Source organism: Paenibacillus sp. cl123, from assembly GCF_900101595.1.
In the GTDB taxonomy this organism is placed as follows: domain Bacteria; phylum Bacillota; class Bacilli; order Paenibacillales; family NBRC-103111; genus Paenibacillus_G.
This window is the reverse complement of the sequence record NZ_FMYY01000004.1, coordinates 21,446-40,456: the sequence shown is the minus strand read 5'-3', so window position 1 is coordinate 40,456 and position 19,011 is coordinate 21,446. Positions and strand designations below refer to the sequence as shown.

The window sequence follows — 19,011 nt, the reverse complement described above, 5'->3', positions numbered from 1 at the left end:
GCGTTAAGCGCTTCTTAGTTGGCTTTGCCTTTCAGCTTGTACACATATGCCAATACTTCAGCCACGGCCTGAAACATGTCGGCGGGAATCGCCTCTCCGATTTCCACCTGAGCGTATAAAGCGCGGGCGAGCGGTTTGTTTTCGATCGTTGTCACGCCATGCTCCTTGGCCACCTGCTTGATCTTGAGCGCGACATAGTCGGAGCCTTTGGCGATAACGGTAGGCGCCTGCATCTTCGTTCCGTCATATTGCAGAGCTACCGCGAAGTGCGTCGGATTCGTAATGACCACATCGGCCTTCGGCACATCCTGCATCATCCGCTGCAGAGCCATCCGGCGCTGTTTCTCTCTGATTTTGCCTTTGATCAGAGGATCGCCCTCCGATTTCTTATACTCGTCTTTAATATCCTGCTTGGACATCTTCAGGCTTTTCTCATGCTCATACTTCTGGTACATATAGTCCAGCACGGCCAGCACGATCAGCACAGCCCCGATCTTCACGCCGAGCATCAGCGTCAGAGACGCCGTAAACGCCATAATCTCCTCCAGCGGCAGATGGGCGAGCTGCATGATGTGCTCCCGTTCTCCCATCAGCGTCGAGTAGACGATGTACCCGATAATCGACATTTTGAGCAATGATTTGAGAAAATCAACGACCGCCCGCATGGAGAACAGCTTTTTGGCGCCTTCGATCGGGTTGATCTTGTTGAACTTCATCATCAGCGGATCGCCGGTTACGAGAAACCCGATCTGCATATAATTGCCGGCAATGGCGATAAGCACGGAGATCAGGAAAATCGGACCTACGATCAGCAAAATTTGCAAGCCCAGCTTTTCGAATAAAACCATCACGTTGTCCGCCGTGACATCCAGTAGCAGGAAGTCGGTGTAGATCGAGCGGAACATGCCGACGAGATGAGTTTTCATAAAACCGCCGAAGGCGAAAAAGGAAAGGAAGGAGAAAAACAGGATGAAGGCGGCCGGCAAATCCATGCTTTTGGCTACCTGACCCTTTTTTCTGGCCTCCTGCTTTTTCTTGGGCGTCGCGGGCTCCGTCTTCTCCCCGGCAAACAGTTGAAGATCAAGCTGCAATCGATATGCCGGTTTTCCCACGTCCGTCCCTCCTATCCATTCTGGAACAAGCCGAAGAAGCTTTTCGTCGTGTCCATCATCTCGGCGAAAATATGAATAAACAATTGCTCATAGCCAGGGAACAGCAACACAAGCATCAGCAGTCCCAGCAAAATTTTAAGCGGCAGCCCGATGACAAAAATATTGAACTGGGGCGATACCCGCGCGAGCAATCCAAGCCCGACATCGGTGAGAAACATCGCCACGACCAGCGGAGCCGCCATCTGAAAGCTGAGCGCAAACACTTCCGAAAACGTTTTTACGATAAAATCGGAAATTTGCCCGCCATACATTCTGGCAAACAAATCATTGGACAGCGGTACCCACTCATAGCTTCGCATAATCGCTTCCAGCAAATAAAGATGACCGTTCAACGTCAGAAACAGCAGCGTCGCGATCATAAACTTCAAATTGCCGATCACCGGGCTTTGCATGCCTGTCATCGGATCGATGACGTTCGCAATACCGAACCCCATCTGAATATCAATGAACGCTCCCGCGATCTGAACGACCGTGAAGAACAGATAAGCGATGAAGCCCAGACATAAGCCGACCAAAATTTCGCGAACGATCGCCAGAATGTACAGGCCGTCCAGCACGACGCCCGCCTCGGCTCCCGCCCCGCTGAAAGCAATAAGCGCTATAAAGAACGACAACCCCAGCTTAAGCTGGGCGGGCACATTGCGCGCCGAGAAGATCGGTGCCACCAGAAAGAAAGAGGTTACCCGGCAGAATACGAGCATATACGCTGGAAAGTAGGATAATATCCATTCCATCTCCCGGGCCTACCCTACGAATTTGTATAGATTGTTCATCAGGTTGTACGTAAAATCTACCAGCGTGTTCAAAATCCATGGGCCAAATACAAGGATTGACAACAGCACCAGCACGATTTTGGGCACAAATGCCAGTGTCTGCTCCTGAATCTGCGTAGTTGCCTGAAATATGCTGATAACCAAGCCGGCGACAAGGGCGATCACCATCATCGGAGCGCTGGCCTTCAGTGTCGTATATACAGCCTCGCCGGCCAACCGGATAATAAACTCCGTACTCAATGCAAGATCCCTCCTTGTCCGGTTACGAATTATAGCTAAGCAGCAGAGATCGTACGACCAAGTACCAGCCGTCAACCAGAATAAACAGCAGGATTTTGAACGGCAGCGAGATCATGACCGGAGGCAGCATCATCATCCCCATGGCCATCAGCGTGCTTGCAATGACCATATCGATGACCAGAAAAGGAATGAAGATCATAAAGCCCATCTGAAAGGCCGTCTTAAGCTCGCTGATCGCGTAAGCCGGCACAAGCGCCGTCAGAGGCGTGTCCGCCACCCCGCTGGGCGGAGGCGCCTGCGTATAATCGAGAAACAGCTTCAGATCCTTCTGGCGGGTATGCTTGAACATAAACTCCTTCATCGTGAGCGAAGCTCTCTCGAGCGCTACGGTCTGAGTAATCTCGCCCTTGCTGTACGGCTGGAACGCCTGCGTGTTAAGCTCGCCGAACGTAGGAGCCATGATGAAGAAGGTTAGGAACAAAGCAAGGCCGATCAGCACTTGATTGGGCGGCATCTGCTGAGTACCCAGCGAAGTCCGCACAAAGCCCAGCACGATAATGATGCGTGTGAAGCTCGTCATCATGACAAGTATCGCCGGAGCGATGCTCAAAATCGTAATCAAGAGCAGGATGGTGACTGTGCCGGAGCCGCTTCCGGGATCGCTTGTCCCTCCGATATCGATATTAATACCCGGTATCGGGTCGGCGGCGAAAGCTTGTCCGCCCGGGTATGCGAGCAGCCAGACGACAAACAGCAGGACTACAGGTTTGATCCACTTGTTCATGACTTATCCTTCAACCCATCTGAATCAGGTTCCTTCTGGAGCAGTTCCTCCATCAATCTCTTGCGCTCGGTCATCTTGTTTTGAAACACATGCTGGAAGGACGGATTCGCGCTGTCCAGCTCCTCCTCCATCTCGGGCTTCTGGCGGCGGTTCTTCAGCCATTCCCCAACCGACTGCAGAGTCGGGCCGGAGAAAGCTGTACCGGCCGCCATAGACTCGGTGATGATGGCTACTTCCTGCTCATCCGCGATCTTCTCAAGCAGCTGCACATTGTCCCCGACGCCAATGATGTAAAGCGATCTACCGATCTCCACCACCTGGATGGATTTATTCGGCCCCAGCGGCAGTCCGCCCAAAGATCGGATGGACCGTCCGGACAGGATCTTGCTTTTTTGGGAAATGATCTTCATTATCACGAAGAAAATGACGATAATAACGATAAGAAAAAAGATGACCTTCACGACCATGCCGAAGGTGTCCCCTGACGAATACAAGGAATCGGGAGAGTCAAAAGGACTCGAACCCGGCTCCTTCGTTCCCGCTTCCCCGTAACAAACAGCAGCAAACACTACGGTCTGTATCCATGCGGCGAATACGGCAAGCATCGTCTTGGTTGCGAATTTCTTCACTGAACACATTCCTTTCCATTGGTGTGAAAGTCTTGGAGCTGCCCGATGCCGGAAGGGCGCAGAACGCTTAGCTGATTAGCCAAGCGTCTTTTTGATAGCTTCGATAACGCGGTCAGCCTGGAAAGGCTTGACGATAAAGTCCTTGGCGCCAGCCTGGATCGCGTCGATAACCATCGCTTGCTGTCCCATCGCGGAACACATGATAACCTTCGCGTTCGCATCGATTTTCTTGATTTCCTTCAGCGCTTGAATTCCGTCCATCTCCGGCATCGTAATATCCATCGTAATCAAGTCGGGGCGAAGTTCCTTGAACTTTTCAATCGCCTGAGCTCCGTCATTTCCTTCGCCTACTACTTCATAACCGTTTTTCGTCAAAATGTCACGAATCATCATTCTCATAAATGCTGCATCGTCTACAATCAAAATTCGGTTTGCCATGGGTCTCAAGTCCTCCTAGTAAGGTGTAGTTTAGTATTGCTGCAGTTTTTGAATGCGGTCCCACTGGTTGACGATATCTGTCACGCGAACACCGAAGTTTTCATCGATGACGACGACTTCGCCTTTGGCAATCAGCTTGTTGTTGACCAAAATATCGACGGGTTCGCCGGCAAGCTTGTCCAGCTCGATGATCGAGCCTTGGGACAGCTCCAGAATATCTTTGATCACCTTGTGCGTGCGGCCGAGCTCGACCGTCACCTTAAGCGGAATGTCAAGGAGCAGGTTCAAGTTCGTATCCTCAGCAGGCGACAGCTGAGATGGAGAGAAGTTGGAGAACTGCGCCGGCTGCACATTCACATTGCGGCCCGTCGGCGTTCCGTAGTTAGCTGGCTGCGGCGGCGGGTAAGCCGGCGGCTGCTGATACATCGGTTGCTGGTACATCGGCTGCTGGTAGCCGGGATGCTGCATCGGCGGCTCTTGATACATCGGCTGCTGGTAGCCGGGATGCGGCTGCTGATACGGATCTGGCTGATACATCGGCTGCTGCATCGGCGGCTGCTGATACGGGTCCTGCTGGTAAGGAACTGAAGCGGCCGGAGCCGATGGTGCGGGAGCCGATGGGGCCGATGGCGCCTGCGCCGGCGGAGGCGCCGTCTCCGACATCTCCGTGCCTCCCATCAGAATAGAGACCATATCCCTCGCGAACCCTACGGGCAGAAGCTGCATAATTGTCGAGTCGATCAAATCGCCTATCGTTAAGCGGAACGAAATTTTAATAAACACATCTTCCTGCGGAATGCTCGCCGAATCGCCTCCCTCCGCAAGGTCCATAATATCAATGCCTGGCGGGGAGATATTAACGAACCGGTTGAAGATGGTCGACATGGACGTCGCCGAGGAACCCATCATCTGGTTCATCGCTTCCTGGACGGCGCTGATATGGATTTCGGACAGTTCCATGTTCTGACCGGTCCCGTCTCCGCCCATCATCAGATCGGCGATCACCTGGGCGTCGCGTGTCTTGATGACGAGTAGATTAATGCCATGGAAGCCATCGACATAATCGACATGCACAGCCACATGCGGCTTCGGAAATTCCTTGACCAGATCCGTTCTGGCAATAACCGATACCTTGGGAGTTGTGATATCCACCTTTTTGCCGAGCAGCGTTGACAAAGCCGTCGCGGCGCTGCCGAAAGTGATATTCCCAATCTCGCCGAGCGCATCCTGCTCAAGCGGCGACAGATAATCCTCCACCATGGGAGTCATTGCGCCCGAATAATCCGAACCGTCAGATCCGCTGCTCTCCGAAGACTGTCTCAGCAAAGCGTCAATTTCCTCCTGAGACAAGTAATCCTTATTCGTCATTCTCTTCTACTCCTTCTTGAACAACTTCACTGATTTGTATCGCCAGCTTGCCTCGGGTCGTACCCGGTGTCCCGTAATACTTCAATTTCTCGCCAATCCTGATATGCAGAGGCTCGTCTACGGATCGGTTCAGGGCGATGACATCGCCGGCATTCAGACTCAAGAACTCTTTGACGGAGATCTGAGAGGCACCCAGCTCGGCAATGATCGGCAGCTTCGCTTTGTGAAGTCTGCTCTGCAGAGCCATGGCTTCTTCCGGGGCGCTCGTTTTTTTCTGCGATACAAACCAGTGATGGACGGACAGCCTTGGCATGATCGGCTCGATAACAACATGCGGGATACAAAGGTTGATCATGCCGGTCGTGTCGCCGATCTTCGTGCTTAGCGAGATCAGAGCGATCGTTTCATTCGGCGATACAATCTGCATAAACTGCGGATTGGTTTCAAGCGCCTCCAACCGGGGGGACAGATCGACAACCGTCTTCCAAGCTTCCTGCAGGCTTTCAAAGGCGCGGCTGAAAATGCGTTCCATCACGATCGTTTCAATTTCCGTCAAGGCGTTGATTTTGGTCGGAGAAGTGCCGGCGCCGCCAAGCAGCCGGTCGAGCATCGCGAAGGCGACGTTCGGGTGTACCTCGAGCACCATTCTTCCTTCCAGCGGCTCTGCTTCGAAAATATTCAATATCGTCATCTTGGGAATGGAACGAATAAATTCATCATAAGGCAATTGCTCGACTTGCACCACATTAATCTGTACGAAGGTTCTTAATTGCGCAGAAAAATAGGTAGTCAGGAAACGGGCAAAGTTCTCGTGAATGCGTGTCAAGCTTCGGATATGATCCTTAGAAAACCGCACAGCACGCTTAAAGTCGTATGCCCGGACCTTCTTCTGCGTATCTTCCTTCTTAAGCTCCTCGGCATCCATTTCCCCGGATGAAAGCGCCGCAAGCAAGGCATCAATCTCATTCTGCGATAGTACATCCACCATGTCTCGTCACCCCCTTGTCGCTGATTCCCTCATATGCGGCCCGGCTATTGGAGCACGATATCGGTAATCAAGATCTGCTGCAGCTTTCCTTCATGCAGCTCTTCATTCATTCTATTCATAAGGGATGAGGTAAGATTGTCAAAGCCCTTTTTCCCCGACACCTGATCCGGCGTCATATCGGCGAGCGTTTCAATGACAATAGCCTTCATACGACTTTGCAATTTTTCAAACTCTTCCTTCCCCTTTTTATTTTCAAGTTCAAAGGCAAAGCTCACTTTGACGAATTTGCTCGATGTGCCGTTGCCCGCAGAGGCAAGGTTCGTGAGCACGTCTTTCATTTCCACTGTAAATTCCTTCACTTGGTCTGGCGTCAGCTTCTTGCCGGCCTTGACGTCGCGGGCCGAATTTTGTGCCTGCTCCGCGCCGCTTACCCCCGATTTGTCCATGTAATTCCACAGCACAAACGCGGCGGTCAAAATTAAAGTTATGGCGATCAGTATAGCTACGATCATGATAAAAATTTTACTTTTAAACAACTTACGACCCCTCCGAATTCAGGCTCTTCATCGTACCGCCGATGAGACCAATGGTCTGCATATAGCGCTGTACCAATTCGACCACTTCCGGCACAGGTTCGAGCACCATTATTTTTTTGCCGTTCATGAGCGATATCATCGTATCCGGCGTTTCTTCTATTGCTTCTATAAGTATGGCATTGATGGTAATCGGCTTGCCGTTCAGTCGGGTCAGCTTGACCATATGCTTTCCTCCGGTTCGGATAATCGGGGGAGACCGGCTCCCCCATCGTTGCCAGCTTAGCCTAATTACCGCTTCAGATTAACGACTTCCTGCAGAACCTCGTCAGAGGTCGTGATGATCCGGGAGTTCGACTGGAAGCCCCGCTGCGCAATGATCATCTCGGTAAACTCTGAGGTCAGGTCAACGTTGGACATCTCCAGCTGACCGGACACGACAGCACCTGTCCCCGTCTCCGGGTTGGCTGCAAGCGCCGTTCCGAGATCCAGTTCCTCCGGGTTGGAGTTCGGCGTCATCCGGTACAGATTGCCTCCGATTTTCTCCAGGCCCGCCGGGTTTATGACTTTGGCTACCGCAATAAACTGCCCGGATGGGGTAGCCGTCCCGTCTGCGCCAACCGTTATAATCTCACCGGCTTGCGAGATGGAGAAGGCGGTAACTTCAGCCTCCAGCGTCACACCGGTGCCTTCCGTATTCAGAACAAACATACCGTCCGCATTTACAAGCCGGTTCAAGGAATCCAGCTCGAAGTTGCCGGCACGCGTTAAATAAGGTCCATCCGCTCCGTCCAGAGCGGGGGACACGGCGAAAAATCCGTCGCCGTCGATCCTCAGGTCTGTCGGCTTGTTTGTCGTCATCGCGCTGCCCGGCGTGTGCAGCGTGTCAATCGCCGCTACCGTCACGCCCAAACCGATCTGCTTGGAGTTGACTCCGCCCTTCTCGTCGGTCGGAGCCGATACGCCGGATACCGTCTGGCTTAATATGTCTTTAAACATGACCCGGCCGGCTTTAAATCCAACCGTATTCACGTTTGCGATATTGTTGCCAATGACGTCCAGCTTCGTTTGAAATCCTCTCATCCCGGAGACGCCTGAATACAGAGACCTTAACATCGAATATTGCCTCCTAGTGGGCTGAGTAACATCAGCCGCTCGCTAAACTGGTATAATGGTCGGTTGCTTCCGTCGTTCCGCAACCTAAGGCTTCCGGAAACCGGGCCAGCCTTATGAAATGATCATGGCGCTGTCAATCTGGGTGAATACATTATCCTTCATGGACGCTCCGTCCATCGCCGTGACGATCGTCCGGTTTTTGATATTAACGATTAATGCCGTATCGTTGATCAACATCAACGAATCCTTCGCGCCTTTTGTCGCCGCCTTGTCGATAGCGGTATTGATTTTGGCCAGCTGCTCGGGCTTGAATTCAATTCCCCGCTGGCGGAGCCTCTCCTCGGCGTGATGACTGAACTTCACCATCTGCTTCTGCAGGAGCGAGTCAAAGGAAGAAACGCGAGCCGGGTGCTCCGGGGCGCTCTTAGGACGAGCGGGCGTTAACGTTGCCTGATACAAGCTCCCTGCCGTTATTCGTTCGCTCATGAAGAGGAAGCCTCCCCGCCGCCGCTGCCGGGATTCTTAATTTGCGAGATGTTTTCCAGCGCAATATCCTCGCCGTTTACTTTCGCAAACTGCTCGCCCTGCTTAACGGTAATCGATTCGACTACGCCCGTCCTCGTATGTGAGGTGCCGTCTTTATCCTCATAAGTCCAGTTGATCTCCTTGCCGATCAATCCGGAAGCAAATCCTAATGATTGACGAAGCAGCTTCATCTCTCCGGCCATATTCGTCAGCTGCTCAACGGAGGTGAACTGGGCCATCTGTGCGATAAATTCCTTGTCCTGCAGCGGCTGCGTCGGATCCTGATGCTTAAGCTGGGTGATCAAAATTTTCAAAAACTGATCCTTGCCCAGGTTATTGGCATTTTTGTTTGCCGCCGCATTTTCTACATTCGATTTCGAATAATAAGGCCATATGTTTTTCGTGCTGATATTGGAATCTGCCACGTGATTTCACCTCCTGCCCTTCGCTTAGCTGCGAGCTCAATTAGACAGTATAGTCGATTGAGCCGTCATTGCCCGCTTGCCGCAAACGGCTGGCGAGCGCTTCTTCCTCAGCCTTCACATCGTCAGCCGACAGTTCTTTGCCGCCGGACTTCTGCTGCTTGGAGGATTGCGACTGCTGCTGGCGGCCTTCCTGGAACATGCCGGATTGATAGCTTTGGCTCTGAGTGACCTCGAGCTTGTCGACCTGGATGCCCTGAGCCTGCAGCGATGTGCGAAGCTGCGACAGCTGGCTTTCCAGCATCTCCTTGCCGGTCAGACTATCGGCCATAAACTGAGCGATCAGCTGTCCGTTATGCAGCGTAAGCTTGACCTCCACATGACCCAAATGCTGCGGGTATAACGATATCCGCGCTTCGGTCATTCCGCCTTCGGTCTTGCCGAGTACAAACGAGCTTACCACGAACTTTGTCATCTCGTCGCTAAATGTGGATGCGGGCATTTGCAGCACGGCAGCTCTGGCAGCCTGCTGCCCGGAAGCATTCTGCTTCATCCAGTCGTTTACGGTCATCGGTACCTGGCCTTCTCCGTCGTTCCTATCGCCTGCAAGAGGCTCGAAGAGCGGCCCTTCATCCTTAACCGACGTATCGATCGTCATCTGCAGCGCTTGATGCTTCAAAGCGATGGCTTCCAGCTTATGCATCGCGTGAGGAGCCGTATGTAGGAGCGGAGCGTCAGCAGCCGTCTTTCCGGCGTCGCTGCCGGCTTTCGTCATGAGCAACTGTTGAGGCGCTTGCGTTTGCTCCTTTTTCGCGGCACTTGCTTCTCCCAGCTGAGCTGCTGCATGCTGCAGTACGGCGGAGAGCTCCTTGCTTACATGCTGAACGGCCGGGTCCTTCGAGCCTGCGGCAACCAAGTCCTTCAACTGTTTCAGCATATTCAGCGCTTCCTGCACATTGATAGCACCGACTTTTTTGGCTGGCCCGTCGGCAGCCTCTCCTTCAGCAGTGGAAACAGCTGGCTGTAAAGGTACGAACAATAAAGGGTTCAGCGCCAGCGAATCATCCGGCTCTTCATCCTCAATCGAAGCTGGCCGTTGATCCGGCGAGCTTGTCTCTCCTCCCTCAGACCCCGCTTGCCCTGCCGTAAGCTGAAGGAGCAGCGCCTGAAGTTCCTGAAGCCAGGATTGAAGCTCCGGCTGCTCAAGTAAAACATCGCTTTGGCCCGCCGCATCCGCTTGTTCCAGTAACGCGATCAGTCCGTCCAGCTGCTCAGCTTGGATCCCTGCCACCTGCTCCTCGGTCATGCCGGCTTGCGCCAGCAGCGGGGACAGCCATTGGATTAATGCTGACAGTCCGTTTCCGGCAGCTTTGCCGCCGCCGGCCGCCTGGCCGTCGACCGCTAGGACCCCCGAGAGAGCCGCAGTAAAAGCGCCTGGGCTGGCTGATCCTGAAGCAGTTCCTGTAGAAGTACTGCCCGTTGAGGCGACTGCTAATGGTGTCGCTTGAATTTCCATTGTATTTTCACCTCCCTTCAAGCATGGATCGCTCCGTCTTCCCGGCTATTGAACGAGTCTGGCCGAGATCAGCGCAGCCGTTTCTTTGGATGCATCGGAGATCGCTGATAAAATCTTGGAACGGCCCGCGTTGTCCACCGACTTCAAAATCGATATGACCTTCTCGGGGTTCGTATTCTGAAGCTCCAGCAGGACGGTAGCCGCACTCTTCGGCGTCATATTGGCGAATGTTGAGCCCAGGTCATCCTTACTCAGCTGGTCGGTCGCCGCTGCGGCAGCCGGCACCGTTGCTTGCTTCAGACGTTCCTGCAAAGCAGCGATCTGCATATCGCGGGCCTGTTTTTGGTCCTTCAACAGGATTGAAGCCTCCGCAGCCTTCTTCGGGTCCATCTTCTCCAGAACCTTCACCCGTTCATCCGTCTTCATCATGCTGAGCACGAGCACCTGCTCGCTAAGTGTAAGATTCTCCAGAATTGGCGCCGACTTGCTTGGCGTCATCTTGGCATACATTGCCGCCAGCTGCTGAATCTGTGCCGTATATTCTTCATCCGACTGCGCCTTGGATTTCATCTGCTCCTCAAGCTCGCTGTTTTTCAGCTGCAAATCCTTGATCGTCTGGTCCCGCTGCTGGATAGCGGCCTCCGCTTTCTGCAGCTCGGCATCCTTCGATGCGGCCTCGCGGGCGATCTCCTGGGCCTTCTCCTCCGGAGTCGGGGCGGCTTCTTCCTGCTTAACTTGATTGTCGCCGGACGAAGCTGCGGGAGTTTCGCTTTGAGGAACCGGAATCATGCGGCCGACGATCGGAATCTTGTTGGCCGTCTTGAGCGCGCTGTTCATAATGTCGTAATCGAATATTGTCAGAAGCACGCCGAGCAGAACGGCCGTAAAAACGAACGGGATGAGGAACCAGATCAGAAAACGCTCCATGGCCCCATAGGAAGCCGATTGCTCCGAATCTGACTTTGCCATTCCCCCACCTCCTTTTCCCTACTTATTACACTGGCCTTACATAGCGATTCGTCGCCATCTCATCGAGCTGATCCTGTTCCTTCTTGAGCAGGTCCGACGCGAAGCGCTGATACGCCTTTTCCTTTGCTTTGTTCCACACCTTCTCCTGCAGCACCTTGCCGTTCAGATCCTCCTGGCGGCTCTGCACTACGGTCTTCGCATATTGCAGATCGCGCTGTTTGGACTGAATACGGCCTTCAATATGATCGACATAGCCCTGCAGCATCATCAGGTTGGATACTGTCGTACGATGGACGGAAACCTTATGCAGCTCCTCCTGCATCTCGTACTTGGATTGCTGCAGCTCGGATAGCGTGGTCTCTTCCCGGCGCATAACGCCGATTGCTTCCGATAGAATCCATTCGGCTTGCGTTTTCTCATTTTCCTTCAGATCTACGATCTTCTGAAAAGCGTAGCGAAACCGCATAGGTCATCTCAGCCCCTATAGAATTGTTGGATTAACTGCTCCGTCGCTTCCGCATAGGTCAATTTGTCATGAACACGCTGCTTGGTATAATCATTGATCGACTGAATCGAGTCCATCGCATGGTCGATCTCCGGGTTGGAGCCGCGCTGATACGCCCCGATATTGATTAAGTCCTCCGAATCTTTGTAAATAGACATCAGTCTTTTCAAATTTTCGGCGGCAAGCTGCTGCTGCTGCGGTACGATTTCCTTCATCACGCGGCTTACGCTCGCAAGAACGTCGATTGCCGGATAATGACCCCGGTTGGCGATGTTCCGGTTCAGGACGATGTGCCCGTCCAAAATACCGCGGACGGCGTCGGCGATCGGCTCATTCATGTCGTCTCCGTCAACGAGCACCGTATAAAACGCCGTGATCGAGCCTTTCGGCCCGGTGCCGGATCTTTCCAGCAGCTTCGGAAGCGTTGCGAACACGGATGGGGTATACCCTCGCGTGGCCGGAGGCTCGCCGACGGCAAGGCCGACTTCCCGCTGAGCCATCGCATAACGCGTGACCGAGTCCATCATCAGCATGACATTCAGGCCGCGGTCCCTGAAATACTCCGCAATGCTTGTGGCGATCAGCGCCCCTTTGATCCGGATAAGCGCAGGCTGGTCGGAAGTCGCTACGATGACGACCGAGCGCGCCAGTCCTTCAGGGCCTAGATCTCGTTCGATGAAGTCCAGCACCTCGCGGCCCCGTTCTCCGATCAACGCGATGACGTTGACATCGGCTTCCGTATTTCGCGCGATCATCCCCATCAGCGTGCTTTTCCCGACCCCGGAGCCGGCGAATATACCGACCCGCTGGCCGCGGCCAATGGTCAAGAGGCCGTCGATGCACCGGACTCCTACGCTGATCGGCTCTAGCACTCTCGGGCGCTTCAACGGATTGCTCGGAGCATTATGTGTCGAATAATGCGTCATTCTCGAGGGCAGGAACGTTCCGTCCAGCGGCTGCCCAAGGCCATCCAGCACTTTACCGAGCAGCTCATGGCCGACCTGGACCGTCAGCGGCTTGCCGGTTCCGACGACGTCGCAGCCCGGACCGATCGCATGAAGCTCGCCCAAGGGCATCAGGATGACCTTGTTGTTTTTAAAACCGACGACCTCCGCCTTCAAAGGCTTGTTCGACTTGAACGGATAAATATAGCACACATCGCCGACGCTGGCGTCGGGCCCTTCCGACTCCACCGTAAGCCCGATGACCTGGGTCACCTTCCCGTTGACGCGAATCGGGTCCATCTGTCTGAGATGCTCGATATATTTTTGTGCGGATGGTATGTGCACCGGATCATTCCTCCCCGTCGCGGCTGGCCAGCTGTTGAAGAGCCTGCTTGATTTCATTCAGCTGCGTATCGATACGCGCGTCTATGCTGCCGAAGGAAGATCGGATCACACAGCCCAGATCCTGAACGGAGCCGTCTGGAATAATTTGCAGCTCGGCTTGAGAATCGATGTGCAACAAAAGCTCTTCCCGTGCGTCTTGTATATAAGCGAACTGGGACGGCGCAACGCATAATGCGATCAATCCCTGCTCTCTGCGTCTGGCAAGCACCTTGCGGATAAGATCCTTGACCCACTCCGGTTCCAGCGTCAGCTGCCGGGCAATAATCTTCTCCGCGATGGAACAGCTCATCTCGATAAGAAAAGGCTCCGCTTCTTGGATGATATCGTGCTTCATCAGGTACGACTGCTGCAAAATCTGCGAAGCCTCCTGAAGCATCTGGTCGTAACGCTCGCGCAGCTCGGCTTCCGCATGAGCGCGGCCTTCTTCGTAGCCTTGGCGAAAACCCTGGTCCTTGGCCTCGGCAAACGCGGACTGATCATGCTGGCGCCGTTCTTGCCACCAGCCGTCAATCTCTTGCTGCGCATGCTCCTTGAGCGCTGCCGCTTCTTCCATCGCGGCCCGCACCTGCTCCTCGGCGAATGCCTGAGCGTCCTGAATGATCTGCTCCTTGGCCAGATGCAGCTCATCGATTTCCTGCTGCTGCTCGGCGGTCAGCCCTTCAGGCTCCTGACTTTCTTCATGAAGAACAGGCGGAGGCGGGTGTTCGACGATCTTGGTATCCTCCACCGGTACGTACTGGAAATATTTGATGACATTAGACAATAATATCATCTCCTCCGCCGCGTGCGATAATGATCTCCCCGGCTTCTTCCAGGCGGCGTATCGTAGCTACGATGCGGGTTTGAGCTTCCTCGACATCCCGCAGCCGGACAGGTCCCATGAACTCCATCTCCTCGCGGAACGACTCGGCCATCCGCTTGGACATATTTTTAAATATTGCTTCCCGGACTTCTTCGCTGGCCACCTTAAGCGCCAGCTGCAGATCCGCATTCTCGATATCGCGAATGATGCGCTGTATGGAACGATTGTCGATATTGACGATGTCCTCGAAAACGAACATCCGCTTCTTGATTTCTTCCGCCAGCTCCGGGTCCTGAATCTCGAGCGAATCGAGAATGGTCCTCTCGGTCCCGCGGTCGACGCCATTCAAAATCTGTACGACCGACGAGATGCCGCCGGCATTCGTATAGTCCTGGGTAACCGTAGCGGACAGCTTCTGCTCCAGCACACGCTCGACCTGGCTGATGACTTCCGGGGAGGTGCTGTCCATCAAGGCGATCCGTTTGGCCACATCCGCCTGCTTCTCCTGCGGCAGCGAGGACAAGATGATCGAAGCCTGCTCAGGCTGCAAATAAGCAAGCACAAGCGCTATCGTCTGGGAATTTTCGTTCTGGATAAAGTTCAGAATTTGCGCCGGGTCCGCCTTGCGGGCAAAATCGAACGGCCTCACCTGCAAGGTGGCGGTCAGGCGGTTGATGATGTCAAGCGCCTTCTGTGAACCGAGGGCCTTCTCCAGAATTTCCTTGGCGTAAGAAATACCGCCTTGCGAGATAAATTCCTGGGCCAAGCAAATTTGATGAAACTCAGCCATGATGGCTTCTTTTTCAACATTATCCACTTTCCGTACATTGGCAATTTCAAGCGTCAGCTGCTCGATTTCCTCGTCCCGCAGATGTTTGAAAATTTGCGCCGATACTTCCGGACCCAAGCTAATTAAGAGAATAGCGGCTTTTTGTCGTCCCGTTAACATCGGTTGCTGCATTTTTGCCAAGTTCCAAACACCTCTATTCGTCTACTAACCAGGTGCGCAGCAGATTGACGAACTCTTCCGGCTTGCGTTTGGCCAACTGCTCGAGCTGTTTGCGCACTTGATTCTCATTGGTAACATTGTCGATATCGATGGTCGGGAACTCTACCTTGGCCGCCGCCGCTTCCTCCATCAGCGCCGCTTCCTCGGCCTCTTCCTGTGCCCTGCGTCTTCTGCGCATCATCCAGAAAGCACCTACGCCGAGCAAGGCAAGCGCCAAGCCGCCGAGACCGCCATACAACAGAGCCGTGTTGGAGGTAAGCCCTTGATTCTCATTCGTTTTAGCGAACGTATGAGGAAACACCGTTACTTTTCTGGCCAAATCGTCTTCCGTCATCGCAACCTTGCTGTCCGCCAGAGCTGCGCGAACGATATTCACCAGAATTTGCCTGACCGCTTCCGTCGTCTCCGGAGTAAGCGAAGCCGGATTATTTGGATCAGGTGGTTCAACTCCGACGTTAATGGTTAAATCTTTTACGACGTAAGGTGTGGCTACTACTTCCTGAGTGATCCGGTTTACTTCCCGGTTCACCGTTCTCTGCAGCTCTTCGGATGATGTTTTTCCTCCGTTGTTGGAACCTTGATAGCCCGGGACGTCCGTTGCGCCGGTGCCCGGCACTCCTCCGTTTGCGGCAGCACCATCGCTCGTATAGTTTTTCTGAATTTCCTGGATGGAAATTTCAAGTCCGGTCTGATCCACTTGATTAGGCGCGGTGACCAGATTGCTGACCGAGCTGGTTTGATCAAAGTTCATAGTTGAGAACACGCTGACGATAACTTTGTCACGGCCTAATATAGCGCCGAGCATCTGCTGCACATTGCGCTGCACATCATTGCGGAACTGGTTGTTGATCTCGAAATGATCCCTCGCAAGACTGGCCGAGCCGGTTGCTTTGCTGTTTCCCTTGGAATACTCCAGCGGATCTCCGTTTTGGTCGGATATCGTGATGTTTTCCACCGGGAGTCCCTTGACGCTGTGAGAGACCAGGTTGTACATCGTATCGACTTTAGCCTGATCCAGCTGATAGCCGGGTTTTAATTCGAGCACCACCGAGGCTGTCGCTTTCTCCGCTTCCTGGCCTTTGGGAAGAAAAACCGATTCCTTGGGCATATTAATCAATACCTTGGAGCTTGCTATGGCGTTGTTGGAGTTGATCAGCTGCTGCAGCTCGCCTTGCACCGCATTGATATATTTTACATCGAACTCACGATCCGTTGTACCAAACGTACTGCTCTGACTAAAGGCTCCGTATCCGACATTGCCGGTCTTGTTCAAACCTTGCGACTCGACGGCAAGCTTCACATTCGCCACTTCGCTGCGGGGAACCCCGATGCTTTTCCCGTCATCGCTGAGCTGATACGATATTTTCGCTCCATCCAGATATGCTTTGATCGATGCGGCGTCGCTGGGCTGAAGATTCGTATAAGCGAGCGCATATTCGGTCTTAGAAAAATTATAGCTGATGATCCCGACTGTCAGTATGACTAAAATCACAGTGGCGATCAGGGTATATTTCTGCGTTTTGCTGAATTGATTCCAATATTGTTTGATCCGATTCCAATATTGGAGCAAATTTTCGTTCACTGTTTCACCCCATCTGATTGACCGTTACATGGATTATTCAAGATCAAACCTGCATTCTCATGATTTCTTGATAAGCCTCGATGACTTTATTCCTCACTTGAACGGTCAGTTCCAATCCGAGGGATGCTTTTTCCGATGCAATCATCAGCTGGTGAACATCGGATATTTCGCCTTTGACGAATTGCGTATTCAGCTTGTCTACAGCTGCTTGCTGCGTATTGAGGTCGGAGATTGCTCCGTTTAAGTACCTGCTGAATTGATCGGTTACTACAGAAGCGCTCATATCGTTTGTCGGTGCTGTCTTCACCATCTGCAAAGGCGCAAGACTAACTTTATCAATCATGGACGAAACCCCTTTTTGAGTGATCTGCCTTTATCCCAGGCTTGGCCCGCGTTCGTTACCTTCCGATTTCCAACGCTTTCGTTACCAGCGCCTTAGAGGCATTCAGTGCCGTTACATTCGCTTCATAGGATCTGGTAGCCGATATCATATCGACCATCTCCTTCATGATGTCGACATTCGGCATCATGACAAATCCGTTTTCGTCCGCATCGGGATGCGTCGGATTATAAACCTGCTTCAGAGGTGAAGTATCTTCAAACACCCTGGTGACCCGAACGCCTTCTCCTGCGCCCTGATCTTGACCCGACATGGCGTTCTGCAGCGAATAGGCAAAGTTTTGAGGTTTAGATTCAAGCGTAACCAGCTTGCGCTGATACGGCACCCACTTGCCGTTTACGAGCTGAGCCCTGGTTGACTCCGCGTTCGCAATATTCGACGAAATGACATCCATACGAAAGCGTTGCGCGGTTAGGGCGGAAGCGCTAATATCGTATCCGTTCGTTAATCTCATGCGTTACCCCCTCCCCCCGATAGCCGTTCTGAATTTCTTGATATCAGCATTGACCTGCTGCACTATCGTATTGTAGCGCAATTGGTTCTTAGCCATCAATGCCATTTCATAGTCGATATCAACGTTGTTTCCATTGTTGTTCATCGTCGTCTGGTTATCCCGCACAATCTCAGGCTGCGGATTCGCCGGCTTGCCGATAACAAAATGCCGGGGGTCCGTCCGGTAACCTTCCAAAGATTTCGTCCCCATCTCCTGCTGCAGCAGTTCCTCGAACTTGACTTCAGACCTCTTGAAGTAGGGTGTGTCCACATTGGCAATGTTGTCTGCCGATACCTGCTGACGCAAGGTAGCCGCATTCAAAGTCCGCTCCATCAGCTGAAAGCCAGGCTTATTCAGGATCATCATAGTTGGAAACCCACTTTCGCTAGAAATAATCTGTGAGTAGTTATTCAACAAGGAACTCGGAATATCCTCCTTCCTTCGACAATATATTCGAAAAAAATAATAGCATGCGTGGCATATGTTGTAGTAACACAGAACTATATCTATATTGAAGAAATATGGAAATGATTACAATAAGAAAAAAGCCCTATATTTTTCATACAGGACCTAGGTTTCATTTAAAATTATTCGAAATATTGTAATATCAATAGATTTATGCCTTTACCTGCTGGATGCCAGCCAGAAGCTGATCATTCAACACGCGAATGTATGTTCCTTTCATACCTAAAGACCTGGTCTCGATGACCCCTGCGCTCTCCAGTTTACGTAGGGCATTTACGATGACGGAACGAGTAATTCCGACACGATCCGCAATTTTGCTGGCAACAAGCAGTCCTTCTGTGCCTTCCAACTGCTCGAATATATGCTCGACCGCCTCCAGCTCGCTGAAGGAAAGTGAGCCTACCGCCACTTGCACCACGGCCTTGCTGCGCGCTTCGATCTCAATCTGCTCGGCCTTCTCCCGCAATATTTCCATCGCCACAACCGTGGAGCCATACTCGGCCAGGATCAGGTCGTCATCGACAAATTCTCCGCCATACCTCGTTAGGACCAGCGTCCCCAACCGCTCCCCGCCTCCGATGATGGGAACGACGGTGATATAGAAACTGATGCCCTGCCCATGATCGCCAAACACATCGTAGGCCGAACCTGCCTCCAGATTAGAAGACGTATCCGACACCTGCAGGAGAAGATCGTTGTAGTCGGCTGGAAAACGCTTCTCCCGGTCCAGGGCCGGACCGCTGAAGCCATCGCTGCGCTGAGCCGTGACCGAGCTCCCGAGCACCTTTCCCCGCCGGCTGACCACGAATATATCTGCGTACAGGATATCGCTGAGGACCGCCGCCATATCCTTGAAGCTGACCGGATTGCCGGCCTCTTTTTGAAGCAGCTTATTCAGTCTTCTCGTCTTCATCAACAATGTCATGATTCTTG

General features: G+C 52.9%; 24 protein-coding genes. All 24 read right to left on the bottom strand.

Features of this window, described 5'->3' with window-relative positions; translation table 11 throughout:
- Positions 1 to 14: 14 nt before the first annotated feature.
- The 24 genes from flhB to codY all read right to left on the bottom strand — a co-directional run bounded on the left by flhB (position 15) and on the right by codY (position 19,003).
- Complete coding sequence (flhB, locus tag BLR08_RS09325; RefSeq protein ID WP_072328940.1) at positions 15 to 1,112, bottom strand: flagellar biosynthesis protein FlhB; 1,098 nt, start codon at positions 1,110 to 1,112, stop codon at positions 15 to 17.
- Between the two features lie 11 nt (positions 1,113 to 1,123).
- Positions 1,124 to 1,906, bottom strand: coding sequence for a flagellar biosynthetic protein FliR (gene fliR / locus BLR08_RS09320; RefSeq protein WP_072328939.1), 783 nt, complete (start codon positions 1,904 to 1,906; stop codon positions 1,124 to 1,126).
- A gap of 9 nt (positions 1,907 to 1,915) precedes the next feature.
- Positions 1,916 to 2,185: a flagellar biosynthesis protein FliQ gene (fliQ, locus tag BLR08_RS09315; RefSeq protein ID WP_072328938.1), complete on the bottom strand. Its 270-nt coding sequence runs from the start codon at positions 2,183 to 2,185 to the stop codon at positions 1,916 to 1,918.
- 22 nt (positions 2,186 to 2,207) lie between these two features.
- Positions 2,208 to 2,969, bottom strand: a complete 762-nt coding sequence (gene fliP, locus BLR08_RS09310; RefSeq protein ID WP_072328937.1) for a flagellar type III secretion system pore protein FliP — start codon at positions 2,967 to 2,969, stop codon at positions 2,208 to 2,210.
- Complete coding sequence (locus tag BLR08_RS09305) at positions 2,966 to 3,598, bottom strand: flagellar biosynthetic protein FliO (protein WP_072328936.1); 633 nt, start codon at positions 3,596 to 3,598, stop codon at positions 2,966 to 2,968. Before BLR08_RS09305 ends, fliP begins: the two co-directional genes overlap by 4 nt.
- Before the next feature lie 75 nt (positions 3,599 to 3,673).
- Positions 3,674 to 4,036, bottom strand: a complete 363-nt coding sequence (locus BLR08_RS09300) for a response regulator (RefSeq protein ID WP_072328935.1) — start codon at positions 4,034 to 4,036, stop codon at positions 3,674 to 3,676.
- A 30-nt stretch (positions 4,037 to 4,066) separates the two neighbouring features.
- Positions 4,067 to 5,404: a flagellar motor switch phosphatase FliY gene (gene fliY, locus BLR08_RS09295; protein WP_072328934.1), complete on the bottom strand. Its 1,338-nt coding sequence runs from the start codon at positions 5,402 to 5,404 to the stop codon at positions 4,067 to 4,069.
- Positions 5,394 to 6,392: a flagellar motor switch protein FliM gene (fliM, locus tag BLR08_RS09290; protein ID WP_072328933.1), complete on the bottom strand. Its 999-nt coding sequence runs from the start codon at positions 6,390 to 6,392 to the stop codon at positions 5,394 to 5,396. Before fliM ends, fliY begins: the two co-directional genes overlap by 11 nt.
- A gap of 44 nt (positions 6,393 to 6,436) precedes the next feature.
- Complete coding sequence (locus BLR08_RS09285) at positions 6,437 to 6,928, bottom strand: flagellar basal body-associated FliL family protein (protein WP_072328932.1); 492 nt, start codon at positions 6,926 to 6,928, stop codon at positions 6,437 to 6,439.
- Between the two features lies 1 nt (position 6,929).
- Positions 6,930 to 7,151, bottom strand: a complete 222-nt coding sequence (locus BLR08_RS09280; RefSeq protein WP_072328931.1) for a flagellar FlbD family protein — start codon at positions 7,149 to 7,151, stop codon at positions 6,930 to 6,932.
- Between the two features lie 65 nt (positions 7,152 to 7,216).
- Positions 7,217 to 8,041: a flagellar basal body rod protein FlgG gene (gene flgG / locus BLR08_RS09275; protein ID WP_072328930.1), complete on the bottom strand. Its 825-nt coding sequence runs from the start codon at positions 8,039 to 8,041 to the stop codon at positions 7,217 to 7,219.
- 111 nt (positions 8,042 to 8,152) lie between these two features.
- Positions 8,153 to 8,527, bottom strand: coding sequence for a TIGR02530 family flagellar biosynthesis protein (locus tag BLR08_RS09270; RefSeq protein ID WP_072328929.1), 375 nt, complete (start codon positions 8,525 to 8,527; stop codon positions 8,153 to 8,155).
- The gene (gene flgD / locus BLR08_RS09265; protein ID WP_072328928.1) at positions 8,524 to 8,991 is read right to left on the bottom strand and encodes a flagellar hook assembly protein FlgD; all 468 of its coding nucleotides are present in this window, start codon (positions 8,989 to 8,991) and stop codon (positions 8,524 to 8,526) included. Before flgD ends, BLR08_RS09270 begins: the two co-directional genes overlap by 4 nt.
- A gap of 40 nt (positions 8,992 to 9,031) precedes the next feature.
- Positions 9,032 to 10,504, bottom strand: a complete 1,473-nt coding sequence (locus tag BLR08_RS09260; protein WP_072328927.1) for a flagellar hook-length control protein FliK — start codon at positions 10,502 to 10,504, stop codon at positions 9,032 to 9,034.
- Positions 10,505 to 10,549: 45 nt separating this feature from the next.
- Positions 10,550 to 11,473: a MotE family protein gene (locus BLR08_RS09255; RefSeq protein WP_072328926.1), complete on the bottom strand. Its 924-nt coding sequence runs from the start codon at positions 11,471 to 11,473 to the stop codon at positions 10,550 to 10,552.
- A gap of 25 nt (positions 11,474 to 11,498) precedes the next feature.
- On the bottom strand, positions 11,499 to 11,939 hold the full coding sequence (gene fliJ, locus BLR08_RS09250; protein WP_072328925.1) for a flagellar export protein FliJ: 441 nt from the start codon (positions 11,937 to 11,939) through the stop codon (positions 11,499 to 11,501).
- A gap of 8 nt (positions 11,940 to 11,947) precedes the next feature.
- Entirely contained in the window at positions 11,948 to 13,267 is a 1,320-nt protein-coding gene (fliI, locus tag BLR08_RS09245) for a flagellar protein export ATPase FliI (protein ID WP_072328924.1), read from the bottom strand.
- Positions 13,268 to 13,271: 4 nt separating this feature from the next.
- Positions 13,272 to 14,090, bottom strand: a complete 819-nt coding sequence (locus BLR08_RS09240; protein WP_072328923.1) for a FliH/SctL family protein — start codon at positions 14,088 to 14,090, stop codon at positions 13,272 to 13,274.
- Entirely contained in the window at positions 14,083 to 15,090 is a 1,008-nt protein-coding gene (gene fliG, locus BLR08_RS09235; protein ID WP_090586002.1) for a flagellar motor switch protein FliG, read from the bottom strand. The genes BLR08_RS09240 and fliG overlap by 8 nt, the downstream gene beginning before the upstream one ends.
- Positions 15,091 to 15,112: 22 nt before the next feature.
- A complete protein-coding gene (gene fliF, locus BLR08_RS09230) occupies positions 15,113 to 16,720 on the bottom strand; it encodes a flagellar basal-body MS-ring/collar protein FliF (RefSeq protein ID WP_072328921.1) in 1,608 nt (535 codons plus the stop codon).
- Between the two features lie 43 nt (positions 16,721 to 16,763).
- Entirely contained in the window at positions 16,764 to 17,063 is a 300-nt protein-coding gene (gene fliE / locus BLR08_RS09225; RefSeq protein ID WP_072328920.1) for a flagellar hook-basal body complex protein FliE, read from the bottom strand.
- Positions 17,064 to 17,118: 55 nt separating this feature from the next.
- Positions 17,119 to 17,574 (bottom strand): flagellar basal body rod protein FlgC, encoded by a 456-nt coding sequence (gene flgC / locus BLR08_RS09220; RefSeq protein WP_072328919.1) that lies wholly within the window; start codon positions 17,572 to 17,574, stop codon positions 17,119 to 17,121.
- Between the two features lie 3 nt (positions 17,575 to 17,577).
- Positions 17,578 to 17,979 carry a flagellar basal body rod protein FlgB gene (gene flgB, locus BLR08_RS09215; protein ID WP_072328918.1) on the bottom strand — a complete coding sequence of 134 codons (402 nt, stop codon included), beginning with the start codon at positions 17,977 to 17,979 and terminating at the stop codon, positions 17,578 to 17,580.
- 250 nt (positions 17,980 to 18,229) lie between these two features.
- Positions 18,230 to 19,003, bottom strand: a complete 774-nt coding sequence (codY, locus tag BLR08_RS09210; RefSeq protein WP_072328917.1) for a GTP-sensing pleiotropic transcriptional regulator CodY — start codon at positions 19,001 to 19,003, stop codon at positions 18,230 to 18,232.
- Positions 19,004 to 19,011: the final 8 nt, after the last annotated feature.